9 protein-coding genes are annotated in these 17,694 nt (G+C 64.7%); 5 read left to right on the top strand and 4 right to left on the bottom strand.

What is annotated here, in order from left to right; translation table 11 throughout:
• The first annotated feature begins 100 nt into the window (after positions 1-100).
• On the top strand, positions 101-1,030 hold the full coding sequence (locus CLU88_RS01335) for an inositol monophosphatase family protein (RefSeq protein ID WP_099655053.1): 930 nt from the start codon (positions 101-103) through the stop codon (positions 1,028-1,030).
• Between the two features lie 93 nt (positions 1,031-1,123).
• On the opposite strand, the gene CLU88_RS01330 is transcribed toward CLU88_RS01335, so the two are convergent.
• The 3 genes from CLU88_RS01330 to CLU88_RS01320 form a co-directional block, all read right to left on the bottom strand.
• Positions 1,124-2,254, bottom strand: a complete 1,131-nt coding sequence (locus CLU88_RS01330; protein WP_099658554.1) for a two-component system response regulator — start codon at positions 2,252-2,254, stop codon at positions 1,124-1,126.
• A gap of 24 nt (positions 2,255-2,278) precedes the next feature.
• On the bottom strand, positions 2,279-7,171 hold the full coding sequence (locus CLU88_RS01325; protein ID WP_099655052.1) for a PAS domain S-box protein: 4,893 nt from the start codon (positions 7,169-7,171) through the stop codon (positions 2,279-2,281).
• A 204-nt stretch (positions 7,172-7,375) separates the two neighbouring features.
• Positions 7,376-9,871 (bottom strand): bifunctional diguanylate cyclase/phosphodiesterase, encoded by a 2,496-nt coding sequence (locus tag CLU88_RS01320; RefSeq protein WP_099658553.1) that lies wholly within the window; start codon positions 9,869-9,871, stop codon positions 7,376-7,378.
• Positions 9,872-10,138: 267 nt separating this feature from the next.
• Between CLU88_RS01320 and mutS the strand changes: the two genes are divergently transcribed.
• The 4 genes from mutS to CLU88_RS01300 are packed head-to-tail and all read left to right on the top strand — an operon-like array spanning position 10,139 to position 16,166.
• Positions 10,139-12,760, top strand: a complete 2,622-nt coding sequence (gene mutS / locus CLU88_RS01315; protein ID WP_099655051.1) for a DNA mismatch repair protein MutS — start codon at positions 10,139-10,141, stop codon at positions 12,758-12,760.
• A 58-nt stretch (positions 12,761-12,818) separates the two neighbouring features.
• On the top strand, positions 12,819-14,378 hold the full coding sequence (locus CLU88_RS01310) for a DNA methyltransferase (protein ID WP_099655050.1): 1,560 nt from the start codon (positions 12,819-12,821) through the stop codon (positions 14,376-14,378).
• Positions 14,306-15,901 (top strand): DNA methyltransferase, encoded by a 1,596-nt coding sequence (locus CLU88_RS23040; RefSeq protein WP_233205339.1) that lies wholly within the window; start codon positions 14,306-14,308, stop codon positions 15,899-15,901. Before CLU88_RS01310 ends, CLU88_RS23040 begins: the two co-directional genes overlap by 73 nt.
• Before the next feature lies 1 nt (position 15,902).
• Complete coding sequence (locus CLU88_RS01300; protein ID WP_099655049.1) at positions 15,903-16,166, top strand: hypothetical protein; 264 nt, start codon at positions 15,903-15,905, stop codon at positions 16,164-16,166.
• An 18-nt stretch (positions 16,167-16,184) separates the two neighbouring features.
• Here CLU88_RS01300 and CLU88_RS01295 read toward each other — a convergent pair whose 3' ends face one another.
• Positions 16,185-17,393, bottom strand: a complete 1,209-nt coding sequence (locus CLU88_RS01295; RefSeq protein WP_233205338.1) for a S9 family peptidase — start codon at positions 17,391-17,393, stop codon at positions 16,185-16,187.
• Positions 17,394-17,694 lie beyond the last annotated feature (301 nt).

Below are 17,694 nucleotides of genomic sequence, written 5' to 3'. Positions count from 1 at the left end.
TTGTCGCTGCCCGCATCGCCCGGCTGCGATCACCGCTCATGATCCGCAAGACATTTGCATCGCGCAACGCGATCCGAAGCCTTGCTCACCACCACAATCTATGTCGTCAAATCTGCACCCCATGCTCAACGTGGCCATCAAGGCTGCACGCGCCGCCGGCGCCATCATCAACCGCGCGGCCCTGGACGTGGAATCCGTGCGTATCTCGCAAAAGCAGATCAACGACTTTGTGACCGAAGTGGATCATGCGTCCGAGAAAATCATCATCGAAACCCTGCTCACGGCCTACCCTGGCCACGGCATCCTGGCCGAAGAGTCGGGCAAAGAGTACGGCGCCAAAGATTCGGACTTCGTCTGGGTGATTGACCCGCTGGACGGCACCACCAACTTCATCCATGGCTTTCCTGTGTACTGCGTGAGCATTGCGCTCACCGTCAAGGGCAAGGTCGAGCAAGCCGTGGTGTACGACCCCACCCGCAACGACCTGTTCACCGCTACCAAGGGCCGTGGCGCCTACCTGAACGAGCGCCGCATCCGCGTGAGCAAGCGCACCCAGCTCAAGGACTGCCTGATCTCCACCGGCTTCCCCTTCCGCCCGGGCGACAACTTCAAGAGCTACATGAACATGATGGCCGACGTGATGCAACGCACGGCTGGCCTGCGTCGCCCCGGCGCTGCCGCGCTCGACCTGGCTTACGTGGCTGCGGGCTTTACCGATGGATTCTTTGAAACCGGCCTGTCGATCTGGGACGTGGCTGCAGGCTCGCTGCTGGTGACCGAAGCCGGTGGCCTGATCGGCAACTTCACGGGCGAAGCCGACTTCATGGAACAGCGCGAATGCATGGCGGGCAACCCACGCATCTACGGCCAGCTCGTTCCCATCCTGGGCAAATACAGCAAGTTTGCAGGCGCAGGCGACAAGGCCGCTGTGCGCCAGGCTGCAGAGGAAGAAACGGCAGACGCGGCAACTCCAGCGAGCGAAACAGCCGCGCCAAGCGATGCATCGGCCACAGGCGACGCACCCTTCTGATCGCCAGCCCAGGCTGCTGCGCGGTTAACTCCGTGCAGCAAGCCCCAAGGCATCGCAAGACTGCACCACACGGGCCCTTCAGGGGCCCGTTGTTCATTCAGGATCGGGGTACTTGAGTGCGATGCTGCGGAAGTCTTCCGCAATGTCCACAAAGGCATCCACCATGTCCGGGTCAAAGTGGGTGCCCTTGCCCTTGAGGATGGTGCTGCAGGCCTGCTCGTGCGAGAAGGCCACCTTGTACACGCGCTTGTTGATGAGCGCGTCGTACACATCGGCCACCGCCATGAGCCGGGCCGACACCGGAATATCCTCGCCCGCCAGCCCCAGCGGGTAGCCGCTGCCGTCCCACTTTTCCTGGTGGCTGTAGGCAATTTCCTTGGACACGCTCAAAAACGCCACCCGCATGCCCAGCCGCCGCTCGGCGTCTTCGATCGCGTTGCGCCCCAGGGTGGTGTGGGTCTTCATGACCTCAAACTCGTCCACCGTGAGCTTGCCAGGCTTGAGCAAGATACTGTCCGGGATGCCGATCTTGCCAATGTCGTGCAGCGGTGCCGATTTGTAGAGCAGCTCGATCATGCGCTCGGTCAGCACCGACTCAAAGCGCGGATGGTTGCGCAAGCGCTCGGCCAACGTTTTCACATACAGCTGGGTGCGGCGGATGTGGTTGCCGGTTTCGTTGTCGCGCGTCTCCGCCAGCGACGTCATGGCCATGATGGTCACGTCCTGGATGGCCTGCACCTCCAGGGTGCGCAAAGCCACTTCGCGCTCCAGGTAGGCGCTTTTGTCGCGCAAAAAATCGGCCGTGGCCTTCAGCGCAAGATGGGTGTTGACGCGGGCCAGCAAAATGGGCGGGCTGATGGGCTTGGTGATGTAGTCCACAGCCCCCAGGGCCAGGCCCATGCGCTCATCGTCGGGGTCTGAGCGGGCGGTCAGAAAAATCACCGGGATGTCTCGGGTGGCCGCATTGGCCTTGAGGCGACGGCACACCTCGTAGCCATCGACCTCGGGCATCATGATGTCCAGCAGCACCAAGTCCGGAGGCGTGCCCGACAGCGCAATCTTGAGGGCCTTCTCGCCGTTGTTGGCCACCTTCACCATGAAGTGATCGCGCAGCAAGGTCCCCATGAGCGTGAGGTTCTCGGGCGTGTCGTCCACCACCAGCACGGTGGCGATGTGCTTGTCCACCAGGGTGGACGAATTCACGACAAAGGGCGCTTGTTCCATGGGCATTCCTGCGAAGTACACCGTTCAGAGATCCTGGCCACCAATGGGGCGATCCTGGGGATCACCCTCCCGCCGCTCGGGCATCTGCTCCAGGGCCAGTTCGAAATCAAAGTTGCGAACCTGCGTCTGCACCACCGCAAAGCTTTCGCCCAGCACGGCTTGAAGCATAGTTGCATTGTGTTGCAAAAACTCGGTGGCCGCCGGGTCATCGCGCTCCAGCAGTTGACGCAACTGCGCCAAGGCGTCTTCGGGCGAGGCCACGGCCACCTCTGGGGTAGGCACTGGCGCCACAGGCACGGGCGAGACCTGCGCCAGCTCAGACTGCCGCACCCATGCTTGCAAGCCTGCCACCAACGGCTCCATGGACGCCGCCAGCGCACCCAGCAGCGGAATCAACTGGGGGGTCGAACGGTCCACCAGCGGGTTGCGCAGAGCCTGCTCCAACGCATGCGCGTGCTCTGAGGCTTCCTGCGCCCCGATGTTGGCCGCCACCGAGCGCAGCGTGTGCGCCAGCCGTTCGGCCAGCGCACGGTCGTCGCCCGCAATGGCCGCATCGATCTGAGACACCACCGACGACTGCGCCTGCACAAAGCGGGTCAGCATGTCGGCATACAGCGCAGGCTTGCCCAGGGCGCGCTGCAACCCCAGGGTGGTGTTGAGCCCCAGCACCACCGGCGGCCACCCCACCAGGCGGGGCACCGGCGCGGCAGGCACCACCAGGGGCTGCGACAGCGCGGGCGCCGGCACAGCCTGCGCCCCAAGGCCGGGGCGCGGACGGATCCAGCGCGACAGCGCGGCCCACAGCGCGGCTGGCTCAATGGGTTTGGCCACATGATCGTTCATGCCCGCAGCAAAGCAACGTTGCCGGTCGGACTCCATGGCGTTGGCCGTCATGGCGATGATGGGCAGATCACGGTAACGCGGGTCCTGGCGCAGTTGCCGGGTGGCGGTTTCCCCGTCCATCACGGGCATCTGCATGTCCATCAGCACGGCGTCGTAGCTGGCTTGCTCCAGTTGGTCCAAGGCCATCTTGCCGTTGTCCGCCACATCCACCACAAAGCCCGCGTCGCGCAGCAACTCCACAGCAACAATCTGGTTGAGTTCGTTGTCCTCCACCAGCAGCACGCGGGCGCCGCGCACAGCCAGGGGCAACACCTCCACCGCCGGTGCCACGGCAGGTACGCGCAGGTGGCTTGCGCCGTCCAGGGGCTGCATCAAGGTGTCAAACAACAGCGAAGCATTGACGGGCTTGATCAACACCGTCTCGATGCCCTCGGCGCGTGCTGCACGCATCACATCCTCGCGGCCATAGGCCGTGACCATGAGCATCTGCGGCACCTGGGGCATGCCCAGGCTGCGGATGTGCCTGGCCAGCTCAACACCGTCCATGCCCGGCATGTGCCAGTCCAGCAGCAGCAGGCCATAGGGGCGCTGCTTGTCCATGGATTCGCGCAGCGTCTGCAAGGCCTCCAGGCCCGAGTACACCTGGTCCACCTCAAAGCCCATGGCCATCAACATGTCAGACAGCACGGTGGCCGCAGTGTGGTTGTCGTCCACCACCAGCACGCGCCGCCCGCGCAGGTCGGCCGGGGGCTGCAGCACCCGTGCAGGCGCACCCCGCTCCAGCGGCAGCGTGATCCAGAAGGTGGAACCCCGCCCAAACTCGCTGCGCACCCCCACCTCGCCCCCCATCAGCTCCGCCAGGCTCTTGCAGATGGCCAGCCCCAGCCCCGTGCCGCCGTAGCGGCGCGTGGTGGAGGTGTCGGCCTGCTGAAAGCTCTGGAACAGGCGCGCAATCTGCTCCGGCGTCAGCCCGATGCCGGTGTCGCGCACCTCAAATCTGAGCATGACGCGCTGGGCACTTTGCTCCAGCAAGCGCACCACAATGCTGATCTCGCCCTTGTCGGTGAACTTGATGGCGTTGTTGGCGTAATTGATGAGGATCTGCCCCAATCTCAACGCATCCCCCACCAGATTGGGCGGCACATCGCTGGCCACATCGCACACCAACTCCAGGCCCTTGACGCCCGCCTTGTAGCCCACCACATCGGCCACGCTCTCGAGCAGGCGATCGAGCACAAAGGGCTGCTTTTCCACCGACAGCTTGCCCGCCTCGATCTTTGAAAAATCCAGGATGTCGTTGATGACCCCCAGCAGGTGTTGGCCGGCCTGCTGGATCTTGCTCACATAGTCGTGCTGGCGCGGGTTCAGGCCCGATTTGAGTGCCAGGTGCGACATGCCGATGATGGCGTTCATCGGGGTGCGGATTTCATGGCTCATGTTGGCCAGAAAATTGGACTTGAGCGCCGTCGACTCCTCGGCCAGGTCTTTGGCGCGCAGCAGGCTTTGCTCTGCCAGCTTGCGCTCGGTGATGTCGACAAACGTCCCGATCGCACCGCCCGCAGACCCGTCCGGTCTCAAAAAGCCGTGCAGCCAGAACAGGGTGTGGTGCATCTGGCCATCGGCATAAGGCAGGTCCACCTCTTTGTGCACCGCCCGCACGCCGTCCAAGGCCTGCGCAGCATCCTGGTCAAACTGCGAGCGCAACTCATCGGGCAAAAAGCCCAGGTCGTAAACGGTTTTGCCGATGAATTCGGCGCGCTGCACACCAAACGCCTGCTCATAGGCGCGGTTGAAGCCGATGTAGCGGCCATCGGCCCCTTTGTAGAACAAGGGCACGGGGATGGCGTCGATCAACGCCTGCTGGAAGTCCAGCTGCGCAGCCACCTGGGCCTCCAACTGCTTTTGGTCGTGGATATCGACATTCACGCCCACCACGCGCACGGCGCGCCCCTGGTCATCGCGGAAGATGCGGGCGGCCTCCAGGAACCAGCGCACCTCCCCGTCGGGCCGCACGATGCGCCAGGAGTCACGCAAATGGTCTTGCGTGCCATGGATGCTGGCATCGAAGTATTCGCGGGCGCGGTCACGGTCCTGCGGGTGCAGGCAGGCCAGCCAATCCTCGCGCGACTGGGGCTGCGAGTCGGGGGCAAAGCCCATCATTACCGCCAGCTTGGAAGACCACAGGATGCGGCCACTGACCAAGTCCACGTCAAAGACACCGATCTTGCCAGCCTCCTGCGCCAGCTCCAGCCGCTCATGGATTTCGCGCAGCGCCACCTCGGCCTGGCGCGCCTCGGTCACGTCCTCGATCACCCACAGCGAGGCATTGGCAAACCCCTCCATCTGCAGCCTACGCCCCGACAGCCGCGCATGGAAGCTGCTGCCATCGGGCCGGTACAACAAGGCCGTCTCACGCACCGCCTCATCGGGCTCCAGCCCCGGCATACCCTTGGCACGGAAGGCCTCATAGGGCGCATCGCCACCAAACAAAAACGCCGCATAGCGACCCAGCAGCTGCGACGAGGTTTCGCCCATGAGGGCCACAAACGCGGGGTTGAACTGGCGCAGCTGCCCATCGCAAATCAGCACGATGGGCGGGGCATTGTCAAAAATGGCGGTTTGCTGCTCCAGCAGCTCATTGAGCAGGCGCTCGCGGCGCTGCAACTCGGCCTGCGAGCGCATGCGCTCCGACACCTCTTCGTGCAGGCCCACGATCGCAATGCGCTTGCCCCGCGCATCGAACACGGGCGACAAGGTCGCCTCGTCGTGGTAGATGCTGCCGTCCCGGCGCTGGTTGACAAAATTGCCTTGCCAGGACTGCCCCGAGAGCAACGTGGCCCACATGGACTGGTAGGTTGCGGCGGGCGTCTGGCCGCTGGCCACGATCGACGGCTTGCCCCCTCGCACCTCCTCCAGCGTGTAGCCGGTGTTGCGCTCGTACTGGGGGTTGACCCATTCAATGCGCCCATCGCCATCGGTGATCACCACCGCCACCGGGCTGCTCTCCAGCGCGGCCCCCAGCACCCTGAAGCGCTCCAGCGCAGCCGCCACCTGCGCGCGGCTGCGCAGCAAATCCAGCAGCAGCCAGCCCAGCAGCGCAAACAGCACAAACGCCACGGCCCCCACCTGCAAGCGCTGCGACCAGGGCATCAAAGCACTCACATCGTCCAGCAGCACCAGTTGCCACTGCCCACCCGGGTCGTGTAGATCGATGCTGCGGTGCCCTATGGCATGGGGCACCCCGTTGAGCACAACCTGCGTTGCCTCGGGGCTGAAGGGCAACGCCGAGGCCACACCCTTGTCAAAATGCCGCCCAAACTGCCGCGACGCGCGGATGCTGTCGATGCGGGCCTGCGTGAGGGGTGGCGCCACGGCAAACAGCCACTCGGGTCGCGTGGACGAAAACGCCACGCCCTGCGGCGACAGCAGCAAAGCGGGCATGCCGATGCGCGCCAGCAGGCTGTCAAACGACTCAAAACCCACCTTGAACATCACCACGCCGATGATGGAGCCCGAGGGCGAGTCCATCTCGTACAGCGGGGCGGCGTAATACAGACCACGCTCTTGCGTGTTGGAGCCAATGGCCGGGTACACGCTCACCCCACCCTGGATGGCTTGCTGGAAGTACGGGCGGTAGGCCAGGTTGATGCCGGTGGAGCGTGGCCCGGCGGTCTCATGGGCCACCACCGTGCCATCGGCGGACATCACATACACCCCGTGCACCAAAAACCGCTCGCGGGCCACGCTCAGGCGGGCGAGAGCTGGTGGATAGTCTGGCGCAAGCACGCCCCGGGCCATGTCCTTGAGCAAAGGCTCGCTCAGTCCCAGCAGCGACACGGCCCCCAACATGCCCGAGCCCATGGCCTGCGTGTTGAGCAAATCGGCAGCCTGCTGCAGTTTTTCCTGGCGGTCTTCGCTGCGGTCTACCCCACGCCAGTAGGCAAACAGATCCACCGTAAGCCAGGCCGCCAGCAACGCGGCCACGGCCACCACGGCCAAACCCCTGAGACCCCGGGCGTTGCGGTCCAAAACCTTGTCCACAAACACCCCCACGCCGCCACCTGCCCGCTTCATGCCCAGCACAACGCAGCACCCCGGCTGCGCACCCCACGGTCTGACCCAAATGACTTATCGCGCATCACTCACTCCCTAAAGACTGAACGCACCCACGCGCTATCGATTGAGATATTTCGCCGCTGAATGGGCCCTGCCAGCGCGCCCGTAGCACCCCGCTTGCGCCAAGTGGCGCTGCCGCCTCACGCGCTCGCCACCACGGCGCTACTGGTGCGGGTACAAAAACGCATCCATCTCTTCAACAGGCACAGGCCTGCCAAACAGATACCCCTGGAACCCCTCGCACCCGTGCAGCCTCAAAAACCCCAGCTGCCCCGCCGTCTCCACCCCCTCGGCCACCACCTCCAGGTCCAGGCTCTTGGCCAGCGCCAGGATCGTCCTCACAATCGCCGCGTCGTTCGGGTCGCTCAGCACGTCCCTCACAAAGCTCTGGTCTATCTTCACCTGGTCCAGCGGCAGCCGCTTGAGGTAGCTCAAGCTCGAGTACCCCGTGCCAAAGTCGTCCAGCGCAAAGCCCACCCCTTCTTTCTTGAGTTGCTCCATGCGCTCTATCGTGTCTTCGATGTCTCCCAGCAGCAGGCTTTCCGTGAGTTCGAGTTTGAGTCGGTGCGGGTCGGCCTGGCAGTCTTTCAGGGTACCCAGCACTTGGGCCACGAAGCCTGCTTGTCTGAATTGCCGGGCGCTGACGTTCACGGACAGGGTCAGGTGCGCTGTGGCCGGGTTTTGCGCCCAGGCGGCCAGTTGGCTGCAGGCGGTGTGCAGTACGGTTTGCCCCAGCGGCAGGATGAGGCCGGTTTGCTCTGCCAGGGGGATGAAGTCTGCCGGGCTGATCATGCCGCGCTGGGGGTGGCGCCAGCGTGCCAGGGCTTCTGCCCCCACGAGTTTGCCGTCGTGGTCCACCACGGGTTGGTAGTGCACCATGAGTTCGCCCCGTGCCAGGCCTTGGCGCAGGTCGGCTTCCAGGTTGGAGCGGGCGTTCACCGCCGCTTGCATGTCGGGGTCAAAGAAGCGTTGGGTGTTGCGTCCTGCGGCTTTGGCCTGGTACATGGCCAGGTCTGCGCGTTTGAGCAGTTCGTCGACCGTCAGGCGTTGTTCTCCGTACAGGGTGATGCCGATGCTGGGGGTGCTGTAGTGTTGGCCTCCGTCCAGCGCGAAGGGTTCGTTCAGGCTGGCCAGGAGTTTGTCGGCGACGATTTCTGCCTGGGTGGCGGCTTCGTGCAGGTCGGCGCTGAGGTTTTCCAGCATGACGACGAATTCGTCGCCCCCGAAGCGTGAGACGGTGTCGGCTTCGCGCACGCTGCCCACCAATCGGGCGGCCACTTGCGACAAAAGCTGGTCGCCCATGTCGTGGCCCAGGGTGTCGTTCAAGTCTTTGAAGTTATCCAGGTCGATGAACAGCAGCGCGCCTTGGGCTTTGGTGCGCTGGCCTGCGGCGATGGAGCGTTGCAGCCGGTCCAGCAGCAGGCGCCGGTTGGGCAGGCCTGTCAGGGCGTCGTAGAACGCCAGGCGCTCTATCTCTTGCTCTGCTCTCTTGCGGTCTGTGATGTCCATGGTGAAGCCATGCGACAGCACCGTGCCATCAGGCTCCTTGTGGGGTACGGCGCTGGTCATGTGCCAGCGCACATCGCCCTCGGGCATGTTGACGCGGTATTCGCACTGCCAGGGCACCATGCGGCGCACCGACACCAGGGCCGAGCGGCGCAGCTGTGGCGCATCCTCAGGCACCACATGCTTGAGCAGCAGGCCATGGTCCCGCGCCACATCGCTGGGGGTGACACCCAGAAACTGGCGCACGGCATCGCTGATGTACTGCACGCTGGCCGTGGAGCCATCGGCATGCAGCCGGTACTGGTAGATGAACCCCGGGATGCGGCTGGCAATGCGCTGGATGAAGAGCAGTTGCTCGCGCAGTTGCTCGGCGGCACGGTGCTCATCCGTCACATCCTGCACCACCCCCATTTGCACCGACATGCCATCGCGCGACAGCGAATGCCGCACGCGCGAACGCATCCAGCGCACCTCGCCATCGGGGCGCTGCCAGCGGTATTCCATGTCCGAGCCATCGCCCAGTCGGCAGGCCTTGTCGTAAATCAGGCGGTCTTCTGCAGGAATGCCACTGACCGCCCGCTCGGTGCTGAGCCACTCCTGGCGCTCAAACCCGGCAATGTCACACAGGCCGGGGGACCACAGCAGCACCGTCTCGCCCGGGTCCTCGATGCGGCGCCAGTGGCCTGCATGGGCCAGGCTTTCCATGGTGTTGAAGACCTCGGTCTGCTCGTGCAGATCACGGCGGGCATCCTCCAGGGCCGCCTCGGCGCTCGCCAGGGCCACGCGCAGGTTTTCGGCCTCAGAGGCGTCGCGCACGCTCACCACAATGCAATGGTCGGCCACGCGCCGGGCCGACAAGTCCCACGCCAGCTGCACCCGCGTGCCCTCGCGCACCACCTGGCGGCAGTCCAGCGGCACGCCCAGGCGCGCCACGGCGCACAGCTGGTCCACCAGCGAGGTGCTGGCGAGCAAATCAAAAACGACCTCGGCCACCACGCCTTCCTCGCGCACCGCGCCCAGGCCGGGCATGCGGCGGGCCGCGGCGTTGGCCGCCCACAGGTAGAGGTGGTCTTCCTCCAGGCGAAACTCCAGCAGCGCCACAGGCACCACATCGAGCAGCGCTTGCAGCCGCCCATGCGCCTGGGGGCCCATCAGGCTGTCGCCCTCTGGGTAGAGAAGATCTGTCAGCAGTTCGGAAGAAATCACGATCGCTCTGGAGTCTCTGAAAAATGAAGGGCCGAACCTGGCGGTGGGTGACGATAGCCGCCGCAATGATGACAGTATGTCAAAAGGTAACAGCAAATCGAAACAAAGCGGCAGAGATTTCTCAAGCTCGCCCCCTTCTGTACCCTGCTACAGTCCACGCCTCATTGCCGCAGCCCCCTGCCAAACCGCCCCTTTCAGCCACTTTTAGCACGCATGTCCGAGACGCTAGAACACCACACCCCCATGATGCAGCAGTACCTCGGCCTCAAAGCCGCGTACCCGGACACCCTGCTGTTCTACCGCATGGGCGACTTTTACGAGGTGTTTTGGCAAGACGCCGAGAAGGCGGCCCGTCTGCTCGACATCACACTGACCCAGCGCGGCCAGTCGGGCGGGCAGCCGGTGGTGATGGCGGGGGTGCCCTTTCACGCGCTTGAAAACTACCTGGCCCGCCTCATCAAGATGGGTGAATCGGTCGCCATTGCCGAGCAGGTGGGTGAAGTGGGTGCCGCCAAGGGCCCGGTAGAGCGCAAGGTGGTGCGCGTGGTCACCCCCGGCACGCTGACAGACACCGAGCTGCTGTCCGACAAAACCGAATCCATGCTGCTGGCCGTGCACCAGGGCCCGCGTGCGCGCTGCGGCCTGGCGTGGCTGAGCGTGACGCAAGGCCGCGTGCACTTGGCCGAATGCACCCAGGACGAGCTGGCCCACTGGCTGGGCCGTGTGGCCCCGAGCGAAGTGATCTACAGCGCGGGCGTGACCGAGCGCTTTGAACAGCAACTGCAGGTGATGCGCCAGGGCGGCGTCTTCACCTGCCCCATGAGCCTGCGGCCCGACTGGCAATTTGACAGCGCCCTGGGCGAGCGCAAGCTGCTGGAGCACCTGGGCGCGGCCAGCCTGCAGGCCTGGGGCGCGCACGAACTGGGCGAGGCCCATGCTGCCGCCGCCGGGCTGCTGCAGTACGCCGAACACACCCAGGGCCGCCAGCTCACGCACGTGCACGCCGTGCAGGTGCAGCGGGGCGACGACCTCATCGACCTGCCTGCCACCACGCGGCGCAACCTGGAGCTGGTCAAAACCCTGCGCGGCGATGACGCCCCCACCCTGTTCTCGCTGCTCGATACCTGCATGACAGGCATGGGCAGCCGCCTGCTCAAAACCTGGCTGCTGGAGCCCCAGCGCGAGCGCACCGAGGCCCGCCGCCGCCTCTCGGCCACCACCGCACTGCGCGGCGCCGGGGGCGCGGGTGGAGGGTCAGGCCCCTGGGTGCAACTGCGCAGCGAGCTCAAGGGCGTGAGCGATGTGGAACGCATCACCGCCCGCATTGCGCTGCGCCAGGTGCGCCCCCGCGAACTGGTGGGCCTGGGCAAAACGCTACAAAAATCAGAGCTGCTAGCGCTTAATGCACAAGCGCCAGAGGCTTATTTGGCTCAAATTTTCAGCCACCTGCAGCCGCCAGAGGGCTGCACCGACCTGCTGCGCCGCGCCATTGCCGAGGAGCCCGCCGCCCTGGTGCGCGACGGCGGCGTAATCGCTGGCGGCTTCGACACCGAGCTGGACGAGCTGCGCGCCATCCAGACCAACTGCGATAGCTTTTTGCTGGAGCTGGAAACCCGCGAGAAGGCACGCACCGGCATCCCCAACCTGCGCGTACAGTTCAACAAGGTGCATGGCTTCTATATTGAAGTGACGGGCAGCTACCTGGACCGCGTGCCCGACGACTACCGCCGCCGCCAGACGCTGAAGAATGCAGAGCGCTTCATCACGCCCGAACTCAAGGCGTTTGAAGACAAGGCGCTGTCGGCCAACGAGCGGGCCCTGGCCCGCGAGAAATGGCTGTACGAGCAGATCCTGGACCAGTTGCAGCCCCATGTGCCCGCCCTCACGCAACTGGCGCAGGCCCTGGCTGCGCTCGATGTGCTGTGCACGCTGGCCGAGCGCTCGCTCACGCTGAACTGGTGCGCGCCCCAGTTTGCGCCCGAGCCCTGCATCGACATCGAAGGCGGTCGCCACCCGGTGGTGGAGGCACGGCTGGCCGAGACATCCAACGCCAGCTTCATCGCCAACCACACGCGGCTGACCGCCAACACCCGCATGCAGATCATCACCGGCCCCAACATGGGCGGTAAGTCGACCTACATGCGGCAGGTGGCACTGATCACGCTGCTGGCCTGCATGGGCAGCCACGTGCCCGCCACCAGCTGCCGCATTGGCCCTATCGACGCCATCCACACCCGCATTGGCGCGGCGGACGACCTGGCCAACGCGCAGTCCACCTTCATGCTGGAGATGACCGAAGCCGCGCAGATATTGCACGCCGCCACGCCCCACAGCCTGGTGCTGATGGACGAAATTGGCCGGGGCACCAGCACCTTTGACGGCCTGGCCCTGGCCAGCGGCATTGCCACACACCTGCACGACAAGACCCGCGCCTTCACGCTGTTTGCCACGCACTACTTTGAATTGACGGAGCTGCCCACCAAGGCGCGGCACGCCGTCAACATGCACGTGAGCGCGGCCGAGGCGGGCAGCGACATCGTCTTCCTGCACGAAATCCAGCCCGGGCCAGCCAGCCGCAGCTACGGCATCCAGGTGGCCAAGCTGGCGGGCATGCCCTCGCCCGTGCTGCACCACGCAAGGCATGCGCTGGCGGCGCTGGAAGAGCGGGCGGGCGAAGATGAATTGCAGGTGGACCTGTTCGCTGCGCCCGAGGTGCCTGAGAGCGCGGGCGCCAGCCCGCTGGAAGCTGCGCTGGCAGGCATCAACCCCGATGCGCTGAGCCCGCGCGAGGCGCTGGATGCGCTGTACCAGCTCAAGAAAATGGCGGGGGCTTGAGGCAACTTTGCAGCCTTCCCGTCCCACCTGCACCTCAGCGGACTCACCACCCTATTCCATGACCCCTCAAGACTTCATCGCCAAATGGGGCGCGCCCGGTGGCGTGCCCGGCCCGGCCTATGCACTTAACGAAGAGCAAGGCGCGCAAAGCCACTTTCTGGACCTGTGCGAACTGCTTGGTGTGCCCAAGCCCGGCAGTTCCGAGGGCTACCGGTTTGAAGAAAAGAGTACCGTCATCGGCGGCAAGACGGGTTATGCCGACGTTTTCATGCGCGGCGTGTTTGCGTGGGAGAACAAGGCTCCGGGCAAAAACCTCGACACCGCGCTCAAGCAGCTGCTCACCTACAGCCTGGCGCTCTCCAACCCGCCCATTCTGGTGGTGTCTGACCGGCTCACGATTCGCATACACACCCAGTTCACCGGCCACCCCAGTGCCACGCACGAGGTGCGCATTGCTGAGATGGACCAGCCAGCCAACCTGGCCCTGCTGCGCCGCATATGGACCGCGCCCGAGAGCTTCAAACCCCAGCAAACCAACCGCGACATCACCGAAGCCGCAGCCCAAAGCTTTGCCGCCCTGGCAGAAGGTTTGCGCCAGCGCGGCGCCACGCCCGGTGAAAGCATCGCCAGCCAGCAACAGCGCGCCAACCAAGTGGCGCACTTTCTCACGCAGTGCCTGTTCTGCTTTTTTGCGGAAGACGTGGGCCTGCTGCCTGGTCGCATGTTCGAGCGTCTGGTGAACAACAAACAAGCCACGCCCGAACGGCTGACGCAGGGCCTCACGCAGCTTTTTGGCACCATGCAAAGCGGTGGCCTGTATGGCGTGGACGACATTCCGTGGTTCAACGGAGGGCTGTTTCAGACCATTGCCGTGCCGCCCCTCTCCGCGCCCGACCTGACCGAGCTGCGCCGTGCCGCCGACCTGAACTGGAGCGCCATCGACGTCTCCATCTTCGGCACGCTGTTTGAGCGTGGGCTCGACCCCGCCAAACGCAGCCAACTGGGCGCGCACTACACCGACCCGGCCACCATCGAGCGCCTGATCGACCCTGTCATCCGCCGCCCATTGCTACAAAAATGGGAGCTTATAGCGCAGCAGATACAAGCGCTGGCGGCCAAAATCGCCAAAAAAGGTGACAGGCACTACCGCGCAGCCCACGCGCTGTTCATCACCTGGCTCGATGAGCTGAAAAACTACCGCGCCCTTGACCCGGCCTGCGGCAGCGGCAACTTTCTGTACCTCGCGCTCAAGTGCCTAAAGGATGTGGAACACCACAGCCACCTGCAGGCCGCCGAACTGGGCCTGGACCGCGAGGCCGACCTGGTGACCGGGCCGCACAACGTGCTGGGCATCGAGCTGAACGAATACGCCGCCGAACTGGCCCGCGTGACCGTGTGGATTGGCGAACTGCAATGGCGCCTGGCGCACGGCTACGAGTTCAAGACCAACCCCGTGCTCGACACGCTGGAGCACATTGAGTGCCGCGATGCGCTGTTGGTCAATATCTTCACCCCCCCCCGCACCAATCCGGTGCATCGCACGCAATGCCAGAGGCAGCTTGGCCGCGCGCCGATGTGGTCATCGGCAACCCGCCGTTTCTGGGCGACCGCAAAATGATCCGCGAGTTGGGTGAGGAGTACACCACCCTGCTGCGTAAAACCTACGAAGGCCGCGTGCCCGGCGGCGCCGACCTGGTGTGCTACTGGTTCGACAAGGCCCGAGCGCAGATGGCGGCGGGTCAGTTGGAGCGTGCAGGGCTGGTCACCACCAACTCCATTCGCGGTGGCGCCAACCGCAGGGTGCTTGATGCCATCTGCGCACAAATGCGCATCTTCGAGGCTTGGAGCAACGAGCCATGGGTGAACGATGGCGCGGCAGTGCATGTGTCGCTGGTGGCCTTTGGGCACGCACATCAGGCAACGTGCCTTGATGGTGTTGCAGTTAACACCATAGCAGCCGACCTAACGCCCCACGCTGACACCCAGACCAGCGACCTGACACGAGCCCAGCGGTTGCGCACCAACGCAAATACGTCCTTCATTGGCACTCAGAAGAACGGCCCCTTTGACATCGACCACGACACCGCCGCTGACTGGCTGCAACTACCCAACCCGCATGGCCGCTCCAACGCCGAAATCCTGCGCCCGTGGGCCAATGGCTTGAGTGTCGTTCGAAGAGATGAACACACTTGGGTAATCGACTTTGACAAGATGAGCGAAAACGATGCGAGTCTTTTTGAAATACCGTTTGGGCACGTCAAGCAATACGTAAAACCGACACGAGACAATTTACGTCGTGACTGGCATCGTTTGCATTGGTGGTGCCATGGTGACCCGCGCCCCGCACTCAAGGCTTCGCTTGAAGCAATTACCCGCCAAATCATCACCCCGCGTGTAGCCAAGCACAGAGTTTTTGCGTGGTTTTCGTCCGCGGTTCTTCCCGATAGTGCTGTCGTCAGCATCGCCCGCGCCGACGACACCACCTTCGGCATCCTGCACAGCCGCTTCCACGAACTCTGGGCGCTGCGCATGGGCACCTCGCTGGAAGACCGGCCCCGCTACACCCCCACCACCTGTTTCGAAACCTTCCCCTTCCCCGCAGGCCTCACCCCGGCAGACACCGCACACCAGCGCACCGAAGCACTGGAGGGCGGCGCGCTCATCCCGGCCGACCTGCCCGACACTTTGCCTCTGGCCTTGCCCGCCGAGCATTCAGAGCAAAATAAGGCTCCAGCGCCCGTCCATCAAGCGCAAGCAGCTATCACATCAATAGCACTGCGACCCGCCGCCATGGCCATTGCCCAAGCCGCCCGGCGCCTGAACACCCTGCGCCAAGCCTGGCTGAACCCGCCCGAGTGGACGCACACCGTGCCCGAGGTGGTGCCGCTGGGTCTGAGCGCATCGCCCTACCCCAACCGCATCGTGCCCAAGCCGGGGTTCGAAAAAGAGCTGGCCAAACGCACGCTGACCAACCTCTATAACCTGCGGCCCGCCTGGCTGGCCGCTGCGCACGCGCAACTGGACGCAGCCGTGGCAGCGGCCTACGGCTGGGCCGACTACACGGCGAACATGCCCGATGATGAAATCCTGCGCCGCCTCCTGGCGCTGAACCTGCAACGCAGCACATCTGAAGGAGCCTGACGTGCACCCCATCCCTGCGATACCCGAGGAAGTGGGAGACGGCGAGGACCGGCTGGTGGATGTTCACAGCCCCGAGGTGCCGCACTCCATCCGCACCCAGGTGCTGGCTATGGCCCAGCCCGGCGACCAGCTGTGGCGCTGCCCCCGCCTGTCGGCACCACGCGGGGTGCTGGGCATTCTGGGTGTGGGCCAGCGGGATGTGGTGATCGAGTGGTGGCTGCTGGACGCGCAGGGTGAACTGATCGAGGCGTTCTGGGAGGTTTGACCAGAGCGGTGACTGGATTTACAAATCCTGCGCCACCGGCGCCAGCTGCCCCAGCATGAAGGTGATGAACGGCGGCACACAGGGCAGGTGCCCGGCCACCGGTTGTGCGCGGCATTCAGTCAGGCTGACCAGATCGCCAGCGCCACGGCTGTGCATGGCGCGCAACGTGCTGACCGAGCTGGCGTAGGGCACGGTGCGGTCATCGCGGCCGTGGTACAGGCGCACAGGTACGTTCGGTTTGTAGTCGTAGACGCTGCTGACTTCTTCGAGATAGCGCACATCGTCGGCCAGAAAGCGGTCGATAAACCGGGTGTCGTAGACCACGTCCGCATCGTCCGGGATCAGCGCGCGCAGCAGCAGCCGGCGCACCTCACGCTGCACGCTGCCGCCCAGGTAGCGCAGGAAGCCCGGGTTGATGAGCGCGCCAATCACCGGCTGTTCTTGCCGCACCAGGTCCACCAGGCCATCCATGGTGGTCTGCACGTTGTAAGGCCCTGCGCCCGGCACCACCATGCGCAGTTGTTGCAGGTGGGGCGAGGCGCTTGCTTGCAGCGCGCGGTGTGTGGCCATGGTGACGTAGCCGCCTTCGGAGTAGCCGGTCAGAAAGAGCTGCCCGTTGTCCGCCACGTTGGCCTGGCCGCGCCAGGTGCGGGTGGCGGTCAGAAAATCCACCGTGGCGGCTGCGGACGGCGCCGCCAGCAGGTAGGGGTGGGGCGTGCCCTTGGAAGCGCCAAAGCCCACGTAGTCGGGCGCCAGCACGATATAGCCCAGCGATGCGAGCACCACCGCCACCTCGGACGCCACCGCGTTGTTGCTGGGCGCCTCGGCATCGCGAAAGAGGGTGCCATGCTGGTAGCTGAGCACCGGGCTTTTGGCACCCGCTGGCTTTTGCGGCACGCTGACCAGCCCCGAGGCGCGCACCTCTTTGCCGTCGGCATCGGTGGTGAGGTACTCGATCCGGTAAGAAGTGACGCTGTAGCGCGGCACCACGTCCTGGGCCAGCGACTCCTTGGCGGCCAGCGCTGCAGCGATATCAGCGGCCGGCACGGTGCCAAGCAAGGCGGTGGATTCAAGCTGGCCGGAACGCGCCGGTGCGGGAGGTGGCTCCGGAGGGTTGCCGCCATCGCCGGGGTCTTGCGCGCTGCCCCCGCCACAAGCCGCCAGCAATGCCACCAAGGCCAGCGCGCAGGCGCGGCGGGTTCCAGACAAAATCAGTGGGTTCAACACGGCAAGGCCCCTCCAAGTGAAGCGGCGGATGATAGGAGCGACGGGCACATACTGCCTGGCCCGTAAGCAATAGCCCTTTACCCCCGGGGCGGCAGTTGCTTTGGCTGTCGCCGGAACTTCGGGTGAACGCAAAAGGTTGGGACCTGCCAATTCTTTAGTAAAAATGCCTGATTAGCGACTTGCCTCAGACGCCTTCTCTTCCCCACCCGTTCGGGCTGAGCCTGTCGAAGCCTTGCACGCACGCAGCAAGCCCTGGCTTCGACGGGCTCAGCCCGAATGGATGCCGGGGTATCTGAGGCAA

It is taken from the genome of Acidovorax sp. 56, from assembly GCF_002749705.1.
Lineage (GTDB): Bacteria > Pseudomonadota > Gammaproteobacteria > Burkholderiales > Burkholderiaceae_C > Acidovorax.
Note: the sequence above shows the minus strand (reverse complement) of the source record. Positions and strands in the feature narration are given on the sequence as shown.